Raw genomic sequence first — 23667 nt, 5'->3', positions numbered from 1 at the left:
AAGCCAATGGGATTTATTGTATTGACAGGAGAGCTAAAGCCCGCCCCTGAATTTAAAAAAGATCAGCCAAGGATCAATTGCTGATCCACCTTAATCTCCTCCAAAAAGACTTTATCATGGGAAATCACTAATAACGTACCGTGATAATCTTTGATGGAATTTGTAAGAATCTCAATGTTTTGGAGGTCTAAATTATTAGTAGGTTCATCCAGAACAATCATATCGGGAGTCCTGTTGCTTACTGATAATGCACACAAGAGTACCCTGAGCCGCTCTCCTCCGCTCAGTACCCCGCACTTCTTGTCCCAGGTCTCTTTTCCGAACAGAAATCTCGACAACAGTGTTTTGACTTCTGATTCCTGCAAACCATTATCGTTGAAGGTCTGAACAAAATCATAAACTGTTACATCATAAGGAATCAGGGAATATTCCTGATCGATATAGATGCTATTGAATTCAGCCCTTTTTATTATTCCTGACGAAGGGGTAAGATTTCCCAGTAATAATTTTATTAATGTAGTTTTTCCTGATCCGTTCAAGCCTTTAACAGAGATTCTGTCTCCGCTGCGAACTTCAGTACTTATATTTTCCTTCCAAAGCTTTTTATCCTGATATATAAAATTAATGTCCTCCGCTGCAATGAGGATTTTACCGGAATGTAAACCTGAATCATTAAAATTAACTTTCATCTGATCAGAATTTTTTAAAGAAGAACGCAGATCCCTTAAGTCTCCGGATATCCCACTGATTTTCTCAGCATGCACACTTTTGAGTTTTGAGGTATTTTTCTCTGCGTTATTCCGCATAGTATTCATCATTATTCTAGCCACTCCCGATTTTTCCTGCTTTTGTTTTCCTTTGGCATCAAGCTTTTGTTTACGTTCCAAAGTTTCCCGTTCTTTCTCCTTTGCTTTTTTTAAAGCGCGTTCTTTGGCATGGATATCATTGTGTAAAGCTTCTTCTTCTATCTCTTTTTGTTCTGCATAAAAATCGTAATTGCCTCCATAGGTATCAATTCCCTGATTGGTCAACTCATAAATTGTATCCACCAGATTTAATAATGCCCTGTCATGGCTCACAATAACAACCGTTGCCTTCATTTTATCGATAAGATCATATAACAGCTTTCTTCCTTCGTGATCCAGATGATTGGTAGGTTCATCCAATATGACAATATCAGGCTCGTTAATTTGAATTCCGGCAAGGAATACTTTGGTCTTTTGCCCGCCACTTAACTCATCAAGTCTTTGGGTGAGCTCAAAATCTTCCAGGCCCCAATATTGTAAAGCCGCCTGAGAGCGTTCTTCAATATCCCAGTCGTCATTTAAAGTTTCAAAATAGTGTTCCTCAACCTCCCCATTTGTTATTTTCTGAAGAGCCTCCAGTTTTTTGTCTATTTTCAGACATTCTGCAATGGTATGATGGTTAAAATTCCCAAACATCTGGGGCACATAGAACACTTCGCCCTGAATACTGATACTTCCTTCCAAGGGTTGTAAGGTATGTGCGATAATTTTCAGCAACGTGGATTTTCCCATACCATTACTTCCAACGAGTGCTGATTTGGTTTGAGATTGTATGGATAAGTTTATATGATTAAAAAGCAGATCTCCTCCCGGAAACCCAAAGGATATATTTTGTAGTAAAATCATGATTTCTTTCTTAATTATGGTTAAACACCAGCAACTCACCGGTTACTGTCCTATTGAATCTGAAAGAAATTATATCCTACATGTCTGTATTTATGGGTTTTGAAAGAACAAATATAGTATAAATCCCGGATTAAACACAAAAAGATTTTAATCAAAAATCAAAAATCCGTAACTTTGCCTCCTACTAAAAATTTTATGGAAAGCATTAAAGTTCACGACAAAACTTTCGTTCCCTATTTAAAGGATGCCGAAATTCAGGAAATTGTAAAAGAGACAGCGTTAAGAATTTATGAAGATTACAAGGATGAAGTTCCTGTTTTCATTGGAGTATTGAATGGGGTTATTATGTTCTTCTCAGATCTTTTAAAATATTACCCGGGTGAATGCGAGATTGCTTTCATTCAAATGAGTTCTTATGTAGGAACAGAATCTACGGGAATCGTTTATCAGAAAATGGAGCTGACTAAAGAAGTAAAAGACCGTCACATCATTCTTGTAGAAGATATTGTAGATACAGGAAATACTGTAGAAAGTCTTTTTAAATATTTCCAGGAAACTCAGCGTCCTAAATCTGTAAAACTGGCCAGTTTCTTATTGAAACCGGAGATTTACAAAAAGACTTCAAACTGGATTATATCGGAAAGGAAATCCCCAACAAATTTGTTCTTGGCTATGGACTGGATTATGATGAATTGGGAAGAAATTTACCTAACCTATATCAATTAGAGGAAGGACAAATCAATCATTAATTGCTATAAGCTTCTAGCTTTTGGCTATTAGCTTTTAAATCAATATCTAAAGAAAGTAAAATATTAACTTAAAAAAGCTGAAAGCAAAAGAGCAAGCCGCCAAAACAAGAAGCCCAATGCCCATTGCCGTAAGCGAATCAACATTATGATAAACATTGTTCTGTTCGGCCCTCCAGGAAGTGGAAAAGGAACACAAGCTCAGAATCTAATCGAAAAATTCAACTTAAAACAGGTTTCAACAGGTGATCTTTTCAGATACAACATGAAAAATGACACTGAACTTGGTAAACTGGCTAAGTCTTACATCGATAAGGGAGAATTGGTTCCGGATCAGGTAACAACAGATATGCTGATTGATGAGATCAGAAAACCAACGGATACCAACGGTTTTATCTTCGACGGATACCCGAGAACTACTGCTCAGACAGAAGCGCTGGAAAAAATCGTAAAAGAAGAATTGAATGATGAGATTGATATCTGTCTTTCATTGATAGTAGAAGATAAAATTTTGGTTGAAAGACTTCTGAAAAGAGGTGAAACCAGCGGAAGATCTGACGACAGCAATGTAGAGATCATCGAAAACAGAATTAAAGAATATTACACTAAAACAGCAGAGGTAGCCGAACTTTATAAGCAGCAGGGAAAATATGTAGAGGTAAACGGTGTTGGAGAAATTGATGAGATTTCCCAAAAACTTTTCGCTGAGATAGAGAAAATTAAATAAGGATTTAGGGATTAGGATTTAGCATAGTTAAATATCTATTCCCTAACCCCTAAGGCCTAAAGCCTAAAAAAATATGTCAAACTTTGTAGATTACGTAAAGATTCATTGTAAAAGCGGACACGGAGGAGCAGGTTCTGCACACCTTCGCCGTGAAAAATATATTCCCAAGGGAGGTCCTGACGGTGGTGACGGAGGTCGTGGAGGCCACGTTATCATGAGGGGAAATGCCCAGGAATGGACTTTACTTCCGCTTCGTTATACCCGCCACATCAAAGCAGAGCGTGGTGAAAACGGAGCCAAAAACCAGCTTACCGGAGCTGACGGTTCTGATATTTACATCGATGTTCCTATCGGAACTATTGCTAAAAATGAAGAAGGAGAAATTATCGGCGAGATCCTTGAAGACAAGCAGGAAATCATTTTAATGGAAGGAGGAAAAGGAGGAAGAGGAAACGAATTCTTCAAATCTTCTACCAATCAGACGCCAAGATATGCCCAACCCGGAATGGATGGTCAAGAAGGTTATGTTGTTTTCGAACTTAAAATTTTGGCAGATGTAGGATTGGTTGGGTTTCCAAATGCAGGAAAATCTACACTTTTAGCTTCTGTTTCGGCAGCGAAGCCTAAAATTGCCAATTATGCCTTTACCACGCTGACTCCCAACTTAGGAATTGTAGATTACAGAAATTACAAATCATTTGTGATGGCTGATATTCCGGGGATTATTGAAGGTGCAGCAGAAGGAAAAGGACTGGGACACAGATTCCTGAGGCATATTGAAAGAAACTCCATTCTTTTATTTTTAATTCCGGCAGATTCGGAAGATCATTATCAGGAGTTTAAAATTCTTGAAAATGAATTGAAGGAATATAACCCGGAACTTTTAGATAAAGATTTCATTATTTCTGTTTCCAAGTCTGACCTTTTAGACAGTGAGCTGAAAAAAGAGATCGCAGCTGAATTTCCTGAGAATAAACAGCCTTTATTCTTTTCAGGGGTTACCGGAGAAGGTCTTACAGAACTAAAAGATGCCATCTGGAAACAGTTGCATGGATAAGAAAAAATTCTGATCTATAATATGATACAACCCCGGGAATATTTCCGGGGTTTCTTTTTAAATAGGGTTTGCCGGCTCTCTTTGGAATAATTATTGACAGACCTTTTCAAATTCAAAAACTATGAAATATTTATTAGGTCTATGTGCATTTGTATTTTTATTGTCCTGTACTTCACAGAAAAATATTAATCGATATTCTAAAATTGAATACCAGGCTAGCCCGTGTTTTGGGTTCTGCCCTGTTTTTAAGATGACGATCAATCCGGACCGAACAGCTGTTTTCGAAGCCGAGCATTTTAACTTCACGGATAAACCTTCAAAGGATGAGTTCTCGAAACCACGCGAAGGAACTTTTAAAGGAACGATTAAAGAAGCGGATTATCAAAAACTCATAAGCCTTTTGAATGGCCTGGATATCAAAAACTTAAAGGATAACTATGGTGAAAAGAATATCACAGACTTACCTACCTCCTATTTAAGAATTAAATTTACCGACGGAACTTCAAAAAATGTAGAAGATTATGGAAAAGAGGAAGTGAAAAACTTTCAGAAGTTTATCATTTTTTTGAAGACCTTAGAAAAAATCAACAGTGGACCAAGGTAGAATAAGCGTAATCCAAATTAAAACTCTGTTATTCATAAAAAATGGCTGCGCTAATTCAGGCAGCCATTCTCTTTACAATTAAAATAATATATATCATGCTTCTCAGAACATCATCAGAAAGATATTGTGCATTTGAAACATTGTAATTAATTTGTATTATTTTACCTTTTTCTCTAAGGCTTCTATCCTCTTTTCCTGTTCAAGGGTGTAGAGTGTTAATTCTTCAATTTTCTTTAGCAGGAGGATATTCATTTCCTTTAATTCAATGCCATTTTTAATGGCTTCTTCTGTGGTAGGAACTTCAGGTAAATGTCCGTTTTTATCAATAAATTCCTTAAGGTCATTCAACGACATTAGTTGATAGTCTTTTTCAAAAACATAATCAGCCCAGCCGTTACCTGAAGCAATATCTACTTTCACTTTTTCTGTTCTGATTCCATCTTTTACGAATAATTTATATTTTTGTCCGTCAGCAGCAACACCATCCGCTGGCAATTGAGTGGTAAACTGCCCGATACCGATAGTTCCGTTATTCCCTACAATCCAGTTTCCGATGTTCAATTCATTAGAAGGGCTTGTGCCTACAGCAGCAATATTATTTCCTATATAAATATTTCCGGTAGCATTATTGATTAAAGGAGCATTATTTGTTCCTATTATAACATTATAGTTTGCATTTACCGTTCTCAGGAATGAATTATGTCCCATTACAGTATTAAAGGAACCATTATTAAGGTCCATTAAAGCACTGTTTCCTATGGCAGTGTTTCCCACCAACGGAACTGAATTGGTGCTTCCCCAGGTACGCATTGCTGAAAATCCAACTGCTGTATTATATTCTCCGGCAATCATACCGCCCAATGTATTGTGTCCTACAGCTACATTGTTGTTACCGGTAACTGAATTTTGCATTGAATTAATTCCCAAAGCAGTATTCAAAGATCCTGTAGTACTCCTTGTCATGGTATTAAAACCTACGGCTGTATTGGCATTTCCTGTTGTATTGGAGCTCATGGATCCCAGTCCTACTGCTACGTTAGCATAATTAATTCCTCCGGCATTGTTTGAGGGTACCTCATTTCCTCCTCCGATGTATAGATTATTGCTCCAGGTTTGTGAATGCGTATCAAAAAAACCAGCCTTCCGTTAGGCGAAAGTTTCATTTTTTCAGCTCCGTTTATTTTAAAAACCAATGGTTGATTGTCTGTAGTTCCGATAAAGTTGGTTGCAGAGTTTGTTCCGGCATTTCCGGTGGTGCTCCATGATTGAGCATGTACCTGCAGACCCGCAATGCCGCAAGCAAAATAGCGATTTTTTTCATAGTTATTTACTAGTTTTACTCCAAATATACGCATAACCAAGATAGCTTACCAGTACGTGACATTAAAAAATCATAAAGTTCCAGGATTCCAATTTGTTCATTAAAAAGAAGCTCTTTCAACATAAATATAACCAACTATAAATAAGCATTTTACACAACATAGCAATAAGCTAAAATTCTTAAAAATATTTAGAGTACCTTTGCAAAATGTAATTCTTTCATACTGAAGGAATTTTTTATTTAAATTTTAAAATAATTCATTTGAATTTTACAGACTTAAACTTAATAGAACCTATTGCCAAGGCAATCAAGGAACAAGGATATACTACTCCTACCCCTATCCAGGAAAGATCTATTCCTGATATTTTACAAGGGAGAGATTTTTTAGGGTGTGCTCAGACCGGAACAGGTAAAACAGCAGCCTTTTCTATTCCTATATTACAGAATTTATCAAAAAATAAAATTTCAAACAATCATATAAAAGCTTTAATTCTTACTCCTACGCGAGAATTAGCTATTCAGATTGAAGAAAACATTAATGCATACGGAAAATACCTTCCTTTAAAACAACTTGTTATTTTTGGAGGCGTAAAGCAAGGCAACCAGGAAGCTGCCCTGAAAAAAGGGGTCGATATTCTGGTAGCAACGCCTGGAAGGCTTCTTGACTTTATTGCTCAGGGAATCATCAGCCTTAAAAACCTTGAGATATTTGTTCTTGATGAAGCGGACAGAATGCTTGATATGGGCTTTGTACATGATGTAAAAAGAATCATCAAGCTTTTACCACAGAGAAGACAAACGTTATTCTTTTCTGCAACTATGCCCGGAGAAATTCAGAAACTGGCTAATTCTATCCTTAATAATCCTGTAAAAGTAGAAGTAACACCGGTTTCTTCTACTGCAGATACCATCAAACAATCTGTTTATTTCGTGGAACGTGAAAATAAGCTGAATCTGCTTTCTCACATCCTGAAAAATGATATCGCTGATTCTGTACTTGTATTTGCAAGAACAAAGCACGGTGCAGATAAAATCGCGAGAAAACTTCAAAAGGATAATATCTCGGCAGAGGCGATACACGGTAATAAATCTCAGAATGCAAGACAAAATGCACTGAATAATTTCAAATCCGGGAAAACCAGAGTTCTGGTAGCTACAGATATTGCTGCAAGGGGAATTGATATTGATGAGCTGAAATTCGTGATCAATTTTGAACTTTCAGATGTTTCCGAAACGTATGTACACAGAATCGGAAGAACAGGAAGAGCCGGAGCTGAAGGGACTTCAATCTCTTTTGTGGATGGTCTTGACCTGTTAAATTTAAAAAATACGGAGAAGCTTATCGGAAAGAAAATTCCTATCATAAAAGACCACCCTTTCCATACTGATGACCTTGTTGCTGAGAAAAGAGATTCCAATAACAAACCTGTACGTTCAGGTGGGGAATCGCAGGGACCAAAACAACCTTCAAGAGCGCCTAAAAGTAATGGAAACAGGAAAAAGAAACCTTCTACAGCCGCTTCCGTAGGATTTAAAAAACCTAAAAACAAAAATTTCACAAGAAAAAAATAAAGACAAACCCTTTTCAGATCTGAAAAGGGTTTTATTTTGATGATCAATCTTCGTGGAGTTTATTTAAAAAGATTCCGGGCATTCTCTGTCGTTATCCTGTCTATCTCAGAAAAATCTTTTCCGTAGATATTCACAAGTTTCCCGGCGACGAGATCAAGGTAAGCGCTTTCATTTCTCTTGCCTCTGTGCGGAACGGGAGCCAGATAAGGAGAGTCTGTTTCCAATACAATTTTATCTAAAGAGATTTCTTGTAAAAACTGATCAATTTTCCCGTTTTTAAAAGTGACTACTCCACCTATGCCTAAAATAAAATTCAGATCAATGGCATGTTTTGCCTGCTCAAGGTTTCCTGAAAAACAATGAAAAATACCTCTTAATTGGGGATGTTTTTTTCGTTCCAATACTTCAAATGTTTCATCAAAACTTTCTCTTGTGTGGATGACAATGGGAAGATCCATTTCTATAGCCCAATCGATCTGTTGTTCGAAAGCCTTCACCTGTATATCTAAAGTCGATTGATCCCAATACAAATCAATTCCTATTTCTCCTATGGCCGGAAACTGCCTTTGATCGAGATAATTTTTAACAATTTCCAGTTCCTTTTCCCAGGATTCCGGTTTTACATAGCATGGATGTAATCCCATCATTGAAAAAATCTGTCCCGGATATTCGGTTTCCAGCTGCAACATCTTTTCGTGTGATTCGGAATCGATGGCAGGAAGATAAAATTCTGTAATTCCTTTATCTAAAGCTCTCTGGATGGCTTCCTTTCGGTCCGCATCAAATTCTTCAGCATAGAGGTGGGTATGTGTATCAATCATTTTTTTATAGTTTTAACAGATCTTCATACGGATTTTCAAGATTCATCAGTATTCCGAAGGCAGGTTCGGTCTTTATGCCCTGTTTTTTAAGTTCTATTATTTTTTGTTTAAATTCTTCTCCTTTCTCCTGTAGTATTTTGTACTCGGCGATCATGTGCCGGTATGCATTCTGTTGCTCAGAAGGTTTATTCTGTCCAAAAATTTCAATCGGAAATTCTTCCAGCATAAAGTTTATAACGATACTTTTTTCTCCATTTATGACCGTGTTTTCCACTTTCATATCGGTACCGGACGGTAGTAAGGGTACTATATCTTCCAAAAATTCTTTTTCAAATCTGAGATCTACTTCACAAATGACATCGAGATCGCTGCTTTCAATATCAATTTGTATAGGAACTGTACCTGTCAGTAATGGAGAGTATGGTTTTAATTTTTCTAAAACTTTATATTTTGTAAGAACTTCAAGCGCTCTTTTCTGTCGTTCATTACCATTTCTCAAATAGTTAATCCTGGTAAAATCGATCATTTAAAATATTTTATGCTTTACCTTTTCGCGTTGCTTTTCAATCCTTTGATCCAGTTTTTCTCTGAATTCAATAAATTTCGGATCTTTTTTATCATTTGTTTTATGTTCCAGCGCCCTCATGATTTTAAAATTTTCTTTGATAAAATCTTTGGTATCATTTGAAAAATAAGCATCCCCGAATTTATCAAAAATATAATTAACCGCCTGTGTACTGGGATGAATCATATCTTCTTTATAAAAGCGGTAATCCCGCAGATCATCCATCAATATTTCATACACCGGCAGATATTGGCAATCTTCAAACATCGAAATAGACTCGTGGATGGCTGTAATCAGCTTAGACTTACTGAGTTGATTTTCAACCATGCCATCTTTGGTATGGCGTACAGGTGATACGGTAAATAAAATCTGAACTCCTTCTTTACAAATATCCTTCAGATCCAGAATGGTATTATAAATGGCGGCGGTAAGTTCCTGATGGGTCAGCAATCTCTTTTCAAAAAACTTCTGTGGAATTTTATGACAGTTTGCAACGAGTTTTTTTTGGGGGAGAAATTCGTAGATAAACGAACTTCCGTAGGTTACAATCACCCAATCAGCTTCCTGCAGGAAAGCGTTACCTGCTTCAATAGCCCCATTAATCTTATCTAGGGTCTGGTGAATATATCGGGTATCAAAGCTTGTATGGTGATCGAGAGAGATGTATTGATCATGATAAGTGATTAAATCTTCCTCCTCATAAAATGCTGAGTCGTGAAGTATCCTGACTTCATTATGAATTGAAAACGGGTTAAAAATGGTTCCAAAAGGATTATTAAGTGTCTGAAGCTGACCTTGCTGTAACAGGTCGGTCATTTCGGAAGCAAAACAAGAACCTACTGAAAATATTTTATCTTCAATCTCAATTTTCTTTTCTGATGCCGGAATATCAACTTCTGTTCTGAATTTCATTGTACAGGTATTAGATTGCAGGAAACACGCTGCAGGTAAATTGCTGTTACCTGCGGCATGCCTTCTGCTCCCTCTATTAACTTTCTCTTCTCAACAAATAATTTGCCAGTTCGATAAACGGTTTTTTCTTTTCTTCCGGAATATCGATTTTCTGAAGATAGCTTTGTCCTATTTCGTTATGTTTTTCGATAAGGCGAAGTGCTTTTTCATCTACTTTCGTTCTTCTGAAGATCTTTTCAACGCCATATACCTTGTCAATATTTTCAGTTTTCTTTGAATACCAGTAATCCAGCTCTTTTCTTTCTTCTTCTGTAGCATGTTCTCTTGCCAGCAGGTACAAAACCGTTTTTTTATTTTCGTAGATATCTCCTGCATGTTTCTTTCCAAACTGTGCCTGATCTCCGAAAACGTCAAGATAGTCATCCATGATCTGGAAGGCGATTCCGATATGTTTTCCGAAGTTGAAGATGGCTTTTGCATCTTTAAAATCTGCTCTTGCGATCAAGGCTCCGATTTCAAAAGAAGAGGCGCTTAAAACTCCTGTTTTGTAAGTAATCATTCTGATATAGTCATCAAAAGTTACATCTTTCTGAGTTTCAAAATTGATATCATATTGCTGCCCTTCACACAATAAAAGACCTGTATGAGTGAAAATCCTGATACATGCCTTGAAAATTTCAGGTTCCAGATCTTCAAAGAATTTATATGCTTTCAACATCAATCCGTCTCCTGAAAGGATTCCCACATTGATTCCGTGTAAAGTATGGATGGTAGGTTTATTTCTTCTTAGGGGGCTTCGTCCATAATATCATCATGGATCAGCGTGAAGTTATGGAAAAACTCAATTGCCAACGCGGGCTTTATAGCCTCTTTAAGGTCGCCGCCAAACAAATCACAAGCCATCAGTACCATAATGGGACGAAGACGTTTTCCTCCGTGGGAAATAATGTAATTCATCGGTTCATATAGTTCCGCTGGCTTATCTTTAAAAGTGTACTTATTGATGGCCTCCCCAACAAGCTGCTGGTATCTGTCTAAAAATTCCATAAAATCTTATAATTTGAACAAAAATACGATTTTTAAAAAGTTAGGAAAATAAAAATGCAGACTCTTTTTGGTAAAAGTTGCCTAATTTTTCTGGAAGCAATGAATGACTATGATAAATTATTTTTTTATAGATTAATCATAGAACAAAACCAATGGTATGTATAATATATTAAAAGCCATCTTATGATAAACATAAGATGGCTTGGTATTTATCAAGATAATTCACTGTAATGCTATTTTAGTGTATTAGCTTTGAATATCTGATCATTTGTGTGACAAAATCAAGTTTCATTTTAAGAACTTTGATAATCACTTTTAAGATTTTAATGGTATTTTAATATTGATTTTGTCATCAAAAATTTTATACCCTTTACGTTTAAGATCTTTTATATATTTTGAACAACCTAATAGAGTTGCAGTATATTCATTATGCCTAGATTGAATTTCTAAATCATATTTTTCCGTTTTTTTGATCTTATAGTAAAAATTTATATTTAAAATGTCAAGCTGCACTATCAAAGAATCTTTTTTATTTACCAATAATAAATCGGCTTTGCAATCTTCCAGATCTCTTGAATAATAGCCTTTCGGGATCATTTTTTCTGGAACATCATACAATTCATTATTCTCGTACACATATGTTTTACCAATAAATCCCTGGGGATCTATAATATAATTATCGTCTGTATGATTAATGATTTTATATGTGTAGGGGCTAGCTCCGTCCAAATATCTTTGCATTGACACACTGGAATCTAGTAAAATAATTTCCAGATCACTTCTAGTATTTACCTTTATCTGAGACAAATAAAAACTGTAAATACATATTGCAATCAATATACAAGTTCTTTTCATTTTATATTTATTTAATAAGCAAAAATGATGGTACAAAACCCATTTTCACTTTATGATCAAGACCTGTTGAATCCATAACTCCTGTCCATTTATATTCTTCAAAATAGGCTCTATATTCCATAATATCAGTAATGCTAGAAAGCTGCCAAAATGTTTTATAGAATCCTGAAACATAATCAATAGAGTGCCTCATTTCATGTATAAATACTGTGGCCAGTTTATAATTAGACTTTGAAGTCAGTCCAGGAGCCAATATAACTTTTCCTTCCGCATTTGTAATTCCCCATGCAGAATCTTTTCCACCAGAGTTCAAAGTACCTCTTGCTGTAATCGTTAGTTTTGCATTATCACCTTTTTCCCATTCGGCAATTGTATTGGCGTCAGCAAATTCTGCCCATTGTGCACTATTATCCCAATATTCTTTAAATATGGTCTTATAGGCATTTAAAGTTGTTTGATTTGCCTTATCTTTTGGATTTACTTTATTATCTATTAAAAATTGGTTTAGTTTTTCTTTATACTCTGACATTGCAGCCATTGTATGCAGCGCATGATTCAGCCCTGCTACAGTTCCTCCAATCAGAGCTCCCTGCCAGAAATTCCCTCCTGATAAAGCTGAACCTACACCTCCTGCTAAAGCTCCGAAACTGATCTGCCCTACAGCAGAACCAGCAGCTCCTTTGGCGATAGCTCCAAAAGCACTTGCTCCCAAACTTCCTAAAGCACCTGATAAAAATGCTTGTCCGAAATTATATCCCTGCATTAAAGATAAGGCACCCTGAGCTACCGCATGCGCTCCCGCTTGTGCTAAAACACCTAACGTCGTCCCAGCAAACTGTGTAGCGGCGGTATATCCACTTGCTGCAGTAGTAAAAATTCCTCCTATTCCTGCTGTCACGGCTCCGCTTATTGCTCCGAAGGTAATGGATTTCAAGAATCCGCCCCAACTCCAGTTGCTGGAAAAAGAAGCACTAATGATGTAAGAAACGGCTCCTATTGCCGCCCCTATAACGGCTGCTGTAGCAACTGTTCCCCAAAAGACAGGCAAGGCTGCAAAAATAGCAAAAACAAATTCTCCATTCGGATCGTTATACATCAGTGGATTATTCATCACATATCCGTATTTATTATAATTTTGGGTATTGGTAGGATCCTGAATATTCTCATCGGCATTTAAAAATCTTCTTAATAACGGATCATATAATCTTCCATTCATGTGAATAATTCCTACTTCTCCAAAATGTTCATGGCTGGTATACCCACGATCAATCATAAGATCATTCGACTGGCTGAGGATGGAAGCTTTATCTGTGATAATCGCTCCGTTTCCTATTTGTAAATGAGTGAAGTTCCCCCATGCATCAAAATGTCTTTGTTCAAGCTTATTTCCTGCTTCATCACTCACCGCTAAGATACTTCCCAAATAATCTTTATGCAAAAATTTATAAGATCCGTTAGCCTCCGTATAATTCTTCACAAAGATAATATTGCTTTCATAAGGATTCCCACCAATATACAGTATATGTTTTTCTTTTCCTGTCGTATTGTCAGTAATGATTTCATAGCTTCCGTCTTCATTATAGAATTTGGTAAATTTACCATCAGCTTCTGCAGCGAAGTTTCCTCCGTAAGTAACCCTCTGCCTCATTGCTGTTAATCCATATTGGAAGGCAACATCGCCCTTTTCTCCATCAATGAATACAGGATCATTATTTTCATTATAAACAATAGTCTGAATGAGATCATTATTGTAATTTTGAGTTCCGGCAGCATTTAAGGTCATTCCTGTTGCCTGATAAATTTTGGCAGAATTCTCAAACTTAATCGTCCCGACCTGATCATTTTGGATGATTCTCCCCTTAACATCATAAACATTTCTGTAAGCCGCAGGTTTTACTCCTGTTACAGGATCTGTCCAGTTGACTAATCTATTGTTATCATCATAATCGAAAGTCTCAACAATATTAAAGTCGCCTCCTGTTGTTCTGCTCTTCAATTCATTTCTGATGGCATCGAATGAATAGGAAAGCTGTAGAATGCCCGGCTTTATTTGGGAAGAATGGTTGATACCAACTAAGAAACCATTAGTATCGTAAGTATTGTTAATCTGCGTCGATCCTAATTTAGCTTTCGATATTTGTCCCTTTACATTGACTTCATCAAGCTGCCAAAGGATTTTCCCTGAGTTTTTATCTTTGACCTGATAAAGCTCACCATTCCATGTACTGTATACATTTTCTATGTTCACTTTGGTAAGAGTACCGGAAGAGTAGACCTGTTTTTCATAAGAAACTATTCTTCCTTTATCATCGTAGGTCATGCCTTTCTGGATAAAATACTTACCATTACTGCTTTCCGAAGAAGATAAAATTCTCCCCTGGGGATCATAAGAAACATTGTAACCAAATGCCTTTCCTTTGGAAGTTCCGGATTTGGAAATCAGTTTTCCTTTGTCATTATATGAATAAGAAATAGTTTTATTGGTTGCCTGCCCACCATCGACGGTAGAAATTTCTTTTTTATTAATTAGCTGTCCTAAATTATTATAAGCATACTCCTTGGTACCTTTTGGGCTGATAAATTTCTTTGGTTGTCCGAATCCTCCATATTCATATTGATACAACCCATTGGAAGGATCATTAAATTCCGATTTGTTTCCCCATGCATCATACTTCGTAGTCACGATATTTTCGGCATATTGAGCCTTTATCTGTTCTCCTGCAGCATTATAGGAAAATGTAACGGTTCCTCCCTTATCGGTAGTTGTTAAGATATTTCCCAAGGCGTCCGCAGTTTTAGTTGTCACCCTACCATATCCGTTCAGTTCTTTCACTGTGGTAGTTAACCCTGAAACGCTGGTCTCCATTTGTTTCCCTGTAAAAGAAGTAGCCTTTATTTTAGCCGGGAAAAAAGTATCGTCATACTCTATGATATTCCAATCACTTACCCCCTGCCCTTCGAAAAAGGGCTCTGATTCCTTTGATTTTCTTCCTAAAATATCATATTGCGTAGCTTTTAAAACAAAGTATCCCTGTCCAAAAGCTTTGGTTGAAGAAGTTATTTCCTGACCAAGTGTATTGGTGTATTTCTTTGAAATATTTCCACTTGGATCATATTGTGTAATAATCAAATTGGTAAAATAATCTTTTTCATACTGATATGTTGTTGTACCCAGTAAATTGGTTTTAGCCTTCACAAGCTTACCCCATGGATCATAGGTGTTGATAAGGGTATTATTGAGAGGATCAGTTTGGGTTAAAATTTGCCCCCAATCATTATAAGTAATGTTGGTCTGCAATCCGAGATTATCAATTTTTTTAACGACAAATCTACCTTTGTTATCATATTCTGCCTGCGTAGTCTGGCTCTGAGAATCTATGCTATTTGTGATGATTCTTTGAATAACATTTCCAAACCCATCATAAATGTAGGTATCCAGTATATATCCGGAATTATCTCTGTTCCATGTTTTTTGGGTTTTCAGTAAGTTGTTTTCGTATGTGTATTCTTCCTTTGCAGATTTGTTATCTCCATAGGCCTGTCCTATGTCAGTTTTAGACTTGGGAAGACCAATATAATAATCAGCTCCAATTCCAGATGGATTATGAATATACTCAAAAGTAGACGTAGTAATACCATAACCATTGTTAACATTGTAAATGCTTTTTGACGGAAGATAATATTCTCCATAAGTGATATTATTCACATTGGTGATGCCTGTTAAAAAATCCTTGGTTTTGATCTCTTTTGGTAGCAGTGCTGTAACAATTTTCGGTTTATCAGCATTAGGTATGGAAGTGACAACCTGTCCGTTCAGCAATTTATCGATTTGATATTGTGTAAATTTAAAACTTAATAATTGCGAATTATTCTCAGAGATATCTCCCGGGAAAATCATATTTTCATTATTAGTTCTGATTGACCATTCTTTTAGCGGAACCCCGTCATTTAAAGGATCAATCTCTTTTCCTGTCCATACTTTGGTATTTTCAAGCCCATCAGCATACCAGGAAGAGCGGGCTGTCTGACGGAAGCCTACTATACCTTTCCCCTGTAAATGAGCAATATATCCTCTGTATCTGAAATCCTGCTTCCTGCCTGACATCCTGATCTGACTTACCCCATACATCTGAGATAATCTATCCATTTCCATGTACGGATAAAGTTCCTTTTTTACCGGAGAATATATATTGGGATTGATGACAGGATCAAGTTCTTTATAATCAATATCATACTGAATACCACCCTGAAAGATACCTGAAATATTTTTATCAGCATTGAGATTATAATGTTGGTAACTGATCAGTTTTCTTTCTCCATTATCAACACTCTTCAATAAAAATAATATTTTAGATGATTTATTATTCACTCTGAAATCACCAAATAGCGGGTTTACAACTACTTTAGCTCGCTGCGAATAATAAATACGTTTCCTGGTGAAACGCCATTTAAATTCTGTATCTGCAGCATTATAATACGGTTCTGCATAATTGTCAATAGACCATGTAGACAACTGATTATTATTAGCTGCAAATATTATTGTAGAATTGACAAGGTCACTTTTCCCATCATTATCCAGATCAATCAATCCCGGTTGAGAATAGTTGACAAGAGAGGTAGGGTTCTGAGATACCTTTTTGTAATACATTAGTCCCTGAACACTTTCAGATAGAGACAGTCCGGTATTTAAATAGATAGACCATCCTGTCATATAGATATCGTTGGTTGCATTCTCATGCAAAGGCAGAAGCATTTCAATATTTCTGTCCCCATTCAGATCTCCAAATTGTAGCCCATCTATCAATCCTTTTACGGTATGTAAATTTTTCAGATTGAGAACATAGGTATTGTTTTGCTTTTTCAGTTCATATTGTCGAACACTGTTTAATGGGGTATTAACTGTTCTAGTAGTAGATGAACCATTCTCGTTCATGTATTCTTTGGTAAAAAAAGTTACATCCGTATTTCCACCGGTAGCCTCTACAAAAACAACATCCTGTGTTCCATCGTTGTCAAAATCCATAATTCCCCCTTTACTGAGAATATCTTTAGGTGTAGTACCGGGGATAATATGGATTGTATTGTTTTTTATATCATCATTATCTACAACTACATATCTATGCCCAACTGTTTTGCATTGCCATCTTCCTTTAGGCGGATCTGGAACAATCACAACATATTTGCATTTACTATCTTGTATTCCCATTACAAGTTCAGACATTCCATCAGAATCGATATCTGCTTCTTTTAAAGTGATAAGACTTGATTTGTTACTTCCATATTCATACTCAGGATCCGGATCAGGCGGATATATACCATTACCAAACTCATAGGTATTGTTGGCTATCGTTTTAGAATATTCTAAAACAAGAGGATTATTATAAGTATTTAAAACAGAAGCGTCACTTTTTATAGAGTAGTATTTTAATTCTATATTTCCTGTAGACGGAGGATTAGAGCTTGAGTTTGCTTTGGAAATAATAAGTCCTTGTTTCGTTTTAATATAATTGTCTGCTGATTTTATATTAAAAGTGGTGAAACTGCTGCTAGGCCAAAAAGTGGTTGAAGCGCCCAAATAAACAAAAGAAGGACTGCTGCTGTTGATAGCATCGAAATAAATATAATATCCATCAGGTCTGCCACTCTGAGCAGGCTGCATTACGATAAAATCAACCAATCCATCTCCATTATAATCTCCGGTCGTCACAATATTATTGTAATCAGCAAAATTACTTTCACTGCTCGTGGTGGTTAATGGTTTTGCAGTAAAGGTAACCGGATTGGCTGCATCTCCTATACTGTTACCTTCCGTTACACTTTTTACAAACTGATAGTTAACCCTGTTATTGGGATCACTATTGACAGTTTCCACGGAATAGTTCATAGAATAGCTTTTGAAGGTACTACTCCCTGCGTTAACTCTTACTGTAGTTAATATTTTACTCTGTAAGAATGGCACCCCTTTCACATAAGATGATTCCTGGATATTTCTGGGAGCGTAGTAAAAGTTAATCTGATTGTAATGAGCTTTCCCCAGTGTTTCATTTCCGCCCCATTGGATGGTGTTAATAGCAGCTGTATTACTACTTTGAGTATAGTTATAAGTAATGTAGTTTCCTTTGCTATCTTTCCATTTTACGATATTATATTCTATCGGGGTTCTTGCCTGGCTTGTTCCTGAAGCTACGGCCCCATACCAGGCTTGAGATCCATCTTCAAAAGTCACTTCCCAATATTCAGGTCCTTGCCATGCCTGCCCACTAATGGCTCCTTTTGATTTTATTCTGGCATTTGAAAACCTTTCTGTCACATATTCAGCATCGTCTTTTCCATATTCACCTGACTTTAAGATTAATCTTTGACCATTGAAGGTGTAATAATCGGAATAATCTAACTGAATCCCTTTAAGTTCTCCGTCTTTTTCAACGGTTTTTCCGATTCTGGCTATCGATGTGATTCCGGCTAAGTTCCAGCCATATCCGGCAATCCCATTTCCAGAGCCACTTGTATACACCAGGTTAATTTGTGGGGCTACGCTTTTTACTCCCGGAGGTAAAGCAACTGGTACGGTAAATTGTAGCTGTCCCGATACATTGACATCAATATTTCCTTTCGTATCATGAAAGCTTTGGCCTTGTGGCGCACTGGTACCACTTGGATTATTAGCGCCAGCATTTGAATCTGCTGGCCCACCACCTGGGTTGTCAGTCGATGGCCCGATCTTAGCAATAAATGGATTAGAGCTGCTTGATTTAGCAGAAAAACCTTGTGCAAATATTATACTCTGCGGATCCTGAACTGTTCGGGATGTAGTTTCTGCCTGATAAAGTATGGTTTGCGAAAATCCCGCCACAGAACATAAGGATAGTATAAAAGATGAAATAAATTTCATATTCATATAATTATTTTATAAGTGATAATTGATAGGTTGTAGAAATAGTATTGAATAGAGAAAAAGAATATTTTTAATCTTCAATGTCCCAATTCTTGAATATTACTCTTATCGTTTGGTAATATTTCTACTAAAAACTCTTCCGTCTTTTAATGTAAAGCGTAGTATGTAAACGCCCCAGTCATAGCCTGTCATATTGATTTTCACCTGACGATTTAATCCTGGTGTATTCTGCTGCTGGAATTTCCAGTGAACAGTACTATGTTGATACAATGAGACAGATTCAATCAGATTATCAACTTCTTCCGTCCAGTCTATGGTCAAATAGTCATTTACCGGAACAGGATAAAGCCTGATCTGTTTCCAGAAGGCTTTCTCATCAATGGTTGAAGATTGTTGGGTAACTGTTTGCGGTTTTAACAGCTCCTGTAGTTTAATCTCTTTTGGTACAGTTTCTTCCGATTTTTTCCCGGTACTGTTTGTTCCTCTGTATCGTTGGTTTCCAGCTTCATCATATTTAAAATAGACTTCAGTTTGTGAATAGCCGAGAAAACCTATCAATAGAGAGAACATTGAAAGGAGTTTTGTTTTCATAGATGGTTATTTTGATGGAGTAAAAGCACTTAACTTATAGCTTTAAATCTTAAAGTTTTTTAGATTAAGATCTAAGTATTTTGCTTTTCTTCCACTAGTTTTTTTTGAAATCACAAACATTAAAGAAATCTTTAATCAATTGTGATTCTAATTTCAAATATAATAAAAAAACTAGTGTAAATATCTGATCTCTTCATCTTATTATTAATTTTTTAAAAAATATCTCTTGGAAAAAAATATAAATTACAGTTAAAAAAGCTATTATTTTTTAAAACAACAAAAACATTTTTAAGTAAACATATTTTTTTAAAACAAATCCTAACTCACATTGAAATAGCATTTGTCTTATCCAACTACATTCATTTATAGAAACAAAAAACTTTGCCCAAACGGACAAAGTTTATATGTTTATTTCAATTTTTATCTTAGAAAAGGAAGGTTACAATAAGATAAGTAACTCCCGCTACAATAGCTGAAATCGGAATTGTCAGTACCCAGGCCCAAAGAAGGCTTACTGTAATCCCCCATCTCACTGCCGATATTCTTTTTGTCAATCCTACCCCGATAATAGAACCTGTAATCGTATGTGTTGTAGATACAGGAATACCGAAATGGTCTGTAATGAATAAGGTGATAGCTCCTGCAGTTTCTGCACTTACCCCTTCCAATGAGGTTACTTTAGTAATCTTGGTCCCCATTGTTTTAATGATTTTCCATCCTCCACTCATTGTTCCTAAAGCGATTGCAATAAATGAAACGAGAGGAACCCAAATATAGTGCTGGGCAAAGTAATCAAAACGTTCTGCTGAAGGGATGTTCAAATACTGGGTATCCTGAAGCATATTAACGTGATAATAAATAACCGCTGCCCCAATGATCCCCATTACTTTCTGAGCATCATTCAGACCGTGTCCCAAGCTAAACAAAGCGGAAGAAGCCAGCTGTAATCTTTTGAAGGACTTATCAGCTTTGTGAGGGTTTGATCTTTTATAAAGGTGTACAATGATAAGAGTGATGATGATTGAGATAATCATCCCTATAATCGGAGCCATGAAAATGAATAAGAAGATAGGAATCACTTTATCAAACTTCACGACACTCTGGTGAGTCACCTGGTTGAAAGCTTCTTTAGCCGTATCCCAGAAACCAAGAGCCGGCTGCGCTGCTGCCACCTCATGGTAATCCATCATGAAAGCATGCATTAATGCTGCTCCCAGGAATCCACCGATCAATGTATGTGAAGATGATGAAGGAATTCCGAACCACCATGTCAACAGGTTCCAGGCAATTGCTGCCACCAGACCGGAAAATATGACTTCAAGGGTGATAAAATTCTCATTAACTGTTTTGGCAATTGTATTACCGATTTTGAATTCTCCAATAATATAAGCAGCAATAAAGAATGCTGCAAAGTTCCATAGGGCTGCCCATAGTACGGCCTGGAATGGAGTTAAAACTTTTGTAGAAACAATAGTTGCAATTGAGTTGGCTGCATCATGAAAACCATTGATGTAATCGAAGATTAATGCCAGCGCAATAATAACTACAAGTAAAATAGGAAATTCCATTTTTTGCGATGTATTATGCGTATTTAATCATGATGTTCTCAATGGTATTGGCAACATCTTCTGCCTTATCAGTTACAATTTCAAGATAGTTCAATACAGATGAAACTTTGATGATATTGATTGCATCGTTGGTTTCAAATAGTTCCACCATTGAATTGGAAAGTAAATCGTCTGCAATGTTTTCAATAGAATTTACTTTGATACAAGCTTCTTTCACCTGCTCCATATTTTTGAAACCTTTAAGGTTTTTCATGGCATTCTGAATTTCAAGACATGCTTTGTGGATCAGTAAAGAGAAGTCGGAATACGCCTTCATCTCCGGCGATTTGTATAAGAAAATATATTTTGTAGAAGCGTAGATATAATCAGCGATATCATCTAATCCTGTTGCCAAGGTGTGAATGTCTTCACGGTCAAAAGGAGTAATGAAGTTTTTTCCTAATTCTACGAAAATCTCATGCGTAAGTTCATCATTTTTATGTTCGAAGTCGCTCATTTTCTTCAACATAGAATCATCATTAAGATCGAAATCTTTAATTCCTGTATTGAATTCTTCAGACATTGCAACTAGATTTTCAGTTACTTTTTCAAAAAGTACAAAGAAGATTTTATCTTTTGGTTGAAAAGCGTGGAAAATATTACCAATTCCCATTTTTTAGTATTTATAATTCGTGTGCAAATTTCCTAAAAAGGACCGCCCACGAAACTATATAACATTAAGTTTTGTTAACATTCGCTTACCTTCTGATTATCAAATAAAAAAACCGACATTACTGCCGGTTTTATATGGTTTACACAAGGGTTAGTTTGCCACTTCAGCCCTCATATCTTTTCCTTTGAATTTCATGGACTGAATATTGCTAAGGACATTGTCTTTGAATGATTTTTCAACTTCGAAGAAAGAGAATTTCTCTAAAATTTCAATATCACCGATTTCAGCTCTTTTCTTGGTTTTTCCACCAGCGGTAGCTTTGTTGATAATATCTAAAACATCGAGTTTTTTCAAATGGTCTTTTTTCCCAAGGTTGAAGAAGAATCTTACCATGTTTTCATCTTTTCTTCTTGGTTTTCCACCACGGTCTCTGTCTCTTCCACGATCTCTGTCGCGACCTCTGTCTCTATCTCTGTTACGGCCACGGTCTCTTCTTGAGTAATCGTCATCTCTGCTGCTCAGTTTCTGCTCAGCAAGGTCATGCTTATCTTTGTAATATAAAGCAAGATCTTTCAATTGGAACTGCAGCAACTGGTGTACCAATTCTTCTTTTGTGAAGTTGCTCAAATCAGGAATTAAGCTATCATCAAATTCGAAAAGATCTTCGTGCTCTGTGAATAATTTTTCAAAAACACCACCTACCTGAGCTTTGATAATATCTTCACCGGTAGGAATAAATCTTTCGTTAATTTCAATCTTTGTAGCAGATTTGATCTGCTTCAGCTTTCTGCTTTCTTCCGGCTTGATTAAAGCCATAGAAATACCGTCCTTCCCTGCTCTACCTGTTCTTCCGCTTCTGTGAACGAATACTTCAGGATCATCAGGTAAAGAGAAATGGATCACGTGAGTCAGAGAGTTTACATCCAGACCTCTTGCTGCAACGTCTGTTGCTACAAGAATATCAATGTTTTTTAATCTGAATTTCTTCATCACCGTATCTCTCTGCGCCTGAGAAAGGTCTCCGTGAAGAGCATCAGCAGCATAACCGTTCTGCATCAGAAAATCAGCTACCTCCTGAGTTTCCATTCTCGTTCTGCAGAAGATAATAGAATACTGGTTAGGATTAGCATCGATCAATCTCTTCAACGCTTCTTTTTTCTGACGGTAACCTACCACGTAGTATTCGTGAGTAATGTTCTTCTTCACTTCGTTGATAGAACCTACTGAAATACGGTGTGGCTTGGTAAGATAGTTTTTGGAAATTCTTTCCACTTCTTTATTCATCGTAGCCGAGAATAAGAAAGTCTGTTTAGTTTCCGGAGTTTCGCTCAGAATGGTTTCCAATTCGTCTTTGAATCCCATAGAAAGCATTTCATCGGCTTCATCTAATACCAACCAATGAATAGCAGAAAAGTCTAATGCTTTTCTGTTGATAAGATCAATTACTCTACCAGGAGTTCCCACAATAATCTGTGGCTTATCCTTCAAAGATCTCATCTGATCTACAATACTGCTTCCACCATAAACTGCTGTAGTTTTGATGTCTTTCATGTACTTAGAGTAATTCTTTATGTCCTTCGAAATCTGAAGACATAATTCCCGTGTCGGACAAAGCACCAATAATTGGATTTTGCGACTCGTATCGTCAATCATATCCAAAATCGGAAGCGAAAACGCTGCTGTCTTGCCTGTCCCTGTTTGCGCAAGTGCGATCAAATCGCGAATATCTGAAAGAATAAAAGGGATAGTCTGTTTTTGGATTTCTGTTGGGCTTTCGTAACCCAGTTCGCCAATTGCCTTAAGGATATCAGGACTTAAATTGGTTTCCGTAAATAAATTCATTAACTATTTTAAAATTTTTGCAAAGATACAATAAATATTTGACTTGTTTTTGAACAAAGTTTTAAATATACAAACTTAAATTCAGAATCTTTTACTATTTTTTTAATTTTTGGAAAATTAAATCCAAAAAAAAACACCCTTACATTAAGGTATTATTAAATATTATTTTTTTTTATTAAATTGGATTAATTTTTTATGTATTATGTATGAACTTTTAAAAATAAAACCACAGAACGCGGA

General features: G+C 36.3%; 15 protein-coding genes and 3 pseudogenes. 5 read left to right on the top strand and 13 right to left on the bottom strand.

The window, feature by feature from the left end:
* Window positions 1-62 precede the first annotated feature (62 nt).
* On the bottom strand, window positions 63-1652 hold the full coding sequence (locus H3Z85_13445; GenBank protein ID QPQ50474.1) for an ABC-F family ATP-binding cassette domain-containing protein: 1590 nt from the start codon (window positions 1650-1652) through the stop codon (window positions 63-65).
* Window positions 1653-1847: 195 nt separating this feature from the next.
* On the opposite strand from H3Z85_13445, the pseudogene H3Z85_13440 reads away from it, so the two are divergent.
* The 4 genes and pseudogenes from H3Z85_13440 to H3Z85_13425 all read left to right on the top strand — a co-directional run bounded on the left by H3Z85_13440 (window position 1848) and on the right by H3Z85_13425 (window position 4791).
* Window positions 1848-2401 (top strand): annotated as a pseudogene (locus H3Z85_13440) (hypoxanthine phosphoribosyltransferase).
* Between the two features lie 145 nt (window positions 2402-2546).
* On the top strand, window positions 2547-3125 hold the full coding sequence (locus H3Z85_13435) for an adenylate kinase (protein ID QPQ50473.1): 579 nt from the start codon (window positions 2547-2549) through the stop codon (window positions 3123-3125).
* Between the two features lie 73 nt (window positions 3126-3198).
* Complete coding sequence (obgE, locus tag H3Z85_13430; protein QPQ50472.1) at window positions 3199-4182, top strand: GTPase ObgE; 984 nt, start codon at window positions 3199-3201, stop codon at window positions 4180-4182.
* 121 nt (window positions 4183-4303) lie between these two features.
* Window positions 4304-4791, top strand: a pseudogene (locus H3Z85_13425) (hypothetical protein).
* Between the two features lie 151 nt (window positions 4792-4942).
* Here H3Z85_13425 and H3Z85_13420 read toward each other — a convergent pair.
* On the bottom strand, window positions 4943-5800 hold the full coding sequence (locus H3Z85_13420; GenBank protein QPQ50471.1) for a hypothetical protein: 858 nt from the start codon (window positions 5798-5800) through the stop codon (window positions 4943-4945).
* Between the two features lie 17 nt (window positions 5801-5817).
* A complete protein-coding gene (locus H3Z85_13415) occupies window positions 5818-6141 on the bottom strand; it encodes a hypothetical protein (GenBank protein QPQ50470.1) in 324 nt (107 codons plus the stop codon).
* Between the two features lie 227 nt (window positions 6142-6368).
* On the opposite strand from H3Z85_13415, the gene H3Z85_13410 reads away from it, so the two are divergent.
* Complete coding sequence (locus tag H3Z85_13410; protein ID QPQ50469.1) at window positions 6369-7679, top strand: DEAD/DEAH box helicase; 1311 nt, start codon at window positions 6369-6371, stop codon at window positions 7677-7679.
* Window positions 7680-7738: 59 nt separating this feature from the next.
* On the opposite strand, the gene H3Z85_13405 is transcribed toward H3Z85_13410, so the two are convergent.
* From H3Z85_13405 to H3Z85_13360, 10 genes and pseudogenes are all read right to left on the bottom strand, one after another.
* Window positions 7739-8500, bottom strand: a complete 762-nt coding sequence (locus H3Z85_13405; protein ID QPQ50468.1) for a TatD family hydrolase — start codon at window positions 8498-8500, stop codon at window positions 7739-7741.
* A 4-nt stretch (window positions 8501-8504) separates the two neighbouring features.
* Entirely contained in the window at window positions 8505-9026 is a 522-nt protein-coding gene (locus H3Z85_13400) for a DUF4269 domain-containing protein (GenBank protein QPQ50467.1), read from the bottom strand.
* Window positions 9027-9977: a GSCFA domain-containing protein gene (locus tag H3Z85_13395; protein QPQ50466.1), complete on the bottom strand. Its 951-nt coding sequence runs from the start codon at window positions 9975-9977 to the stop codon at window positions 9027-9029.
* Between the two features lie 76 nt (window positions 9978-10053).
* Window positions 10054-11024 (bottom strand): annotated as a pseudogene (locus H3Z85_13390) (polyprenyl synthetase family protein).
* Window positions 11025-11339: 315 nt separating this feature from the next.
* Window positions 11340-11879: a hypothetical protein gene (locus tag H3Z85_13385; GenBank protein QPQ50465.1), complete on the bottom strand. Its 540-nt coding sequence runs from the start codon at window positions 11877-11879 to the stop codon at window positions 11340-11342.
* A 7-nt stretch (window positions 11880-11886) separates the two neighbouring features.
* A complete protein-coding gene (locus H3Z85_13380) occupies window positions 11887-18771 on the bottom strand; it encodes a hypothetical protein (protein QPQ50464.1) in 6885 nt (2294 codons plus the stop codon).
* Between the two features lie 108 nt (window positions 18772-18879).
* On the bottom strand, window positions 18880-19365 hold the full coding sequence (locus H3Z85_13375) for a hypothetical protein (GenBank protein ID QPQ50463.1): 486 nt from the start codon (window positions 19363-19365) through the stop codon (window positions 18880-18882).
* 425 nt (window positions 19366-19790) lie between these two features.
* Entirely contained in the window at window positions 19791-20933 is a 1143-nt protein-coding gene (locus H3Z85_13370) for an inorganic phosphate transporter (GenBank protein ID QPQ50462.1), read from the bottom strand.
* Window positions 20934-20946: 13 nt separating this feature from the next.
* Window positions 20947-21585: a DUF47 domain-containing protein gene (locus H3Z85_13365; protein QPQ50461.1), complete on the bottom strand. Its 639-nt coding sequence runs from the start codon at window positions 21583-21585 to the stop codon at window positions 20947-20949.
* Between the two features lie 150 nt (window positions 21586-21735).
* Entirely contained in the window at window positions 21736-23427 is a 1692-nt protein-coding gene (locus tag H3Z85_13360; protein QPQ50460.1) for a DEAD/DEAH box helicase, read from the bottom strand.
* Window positions 23428-23667: the final 240 nt, after the last annotated feature.

Source organism: Chryseobacterium indologenes (assembly GCA_016025055.1).
Classification (GTDB): domain Bacteria; phylum Bacteroidota; class Bacteroidia; order Flavobacteriales; family Weeksellaceae; genus Chryseobacterium; species Chryseobacterium indologenes.
This window is presented reverse-complemented; position numbering and strand designations above follow the sequence as displayed.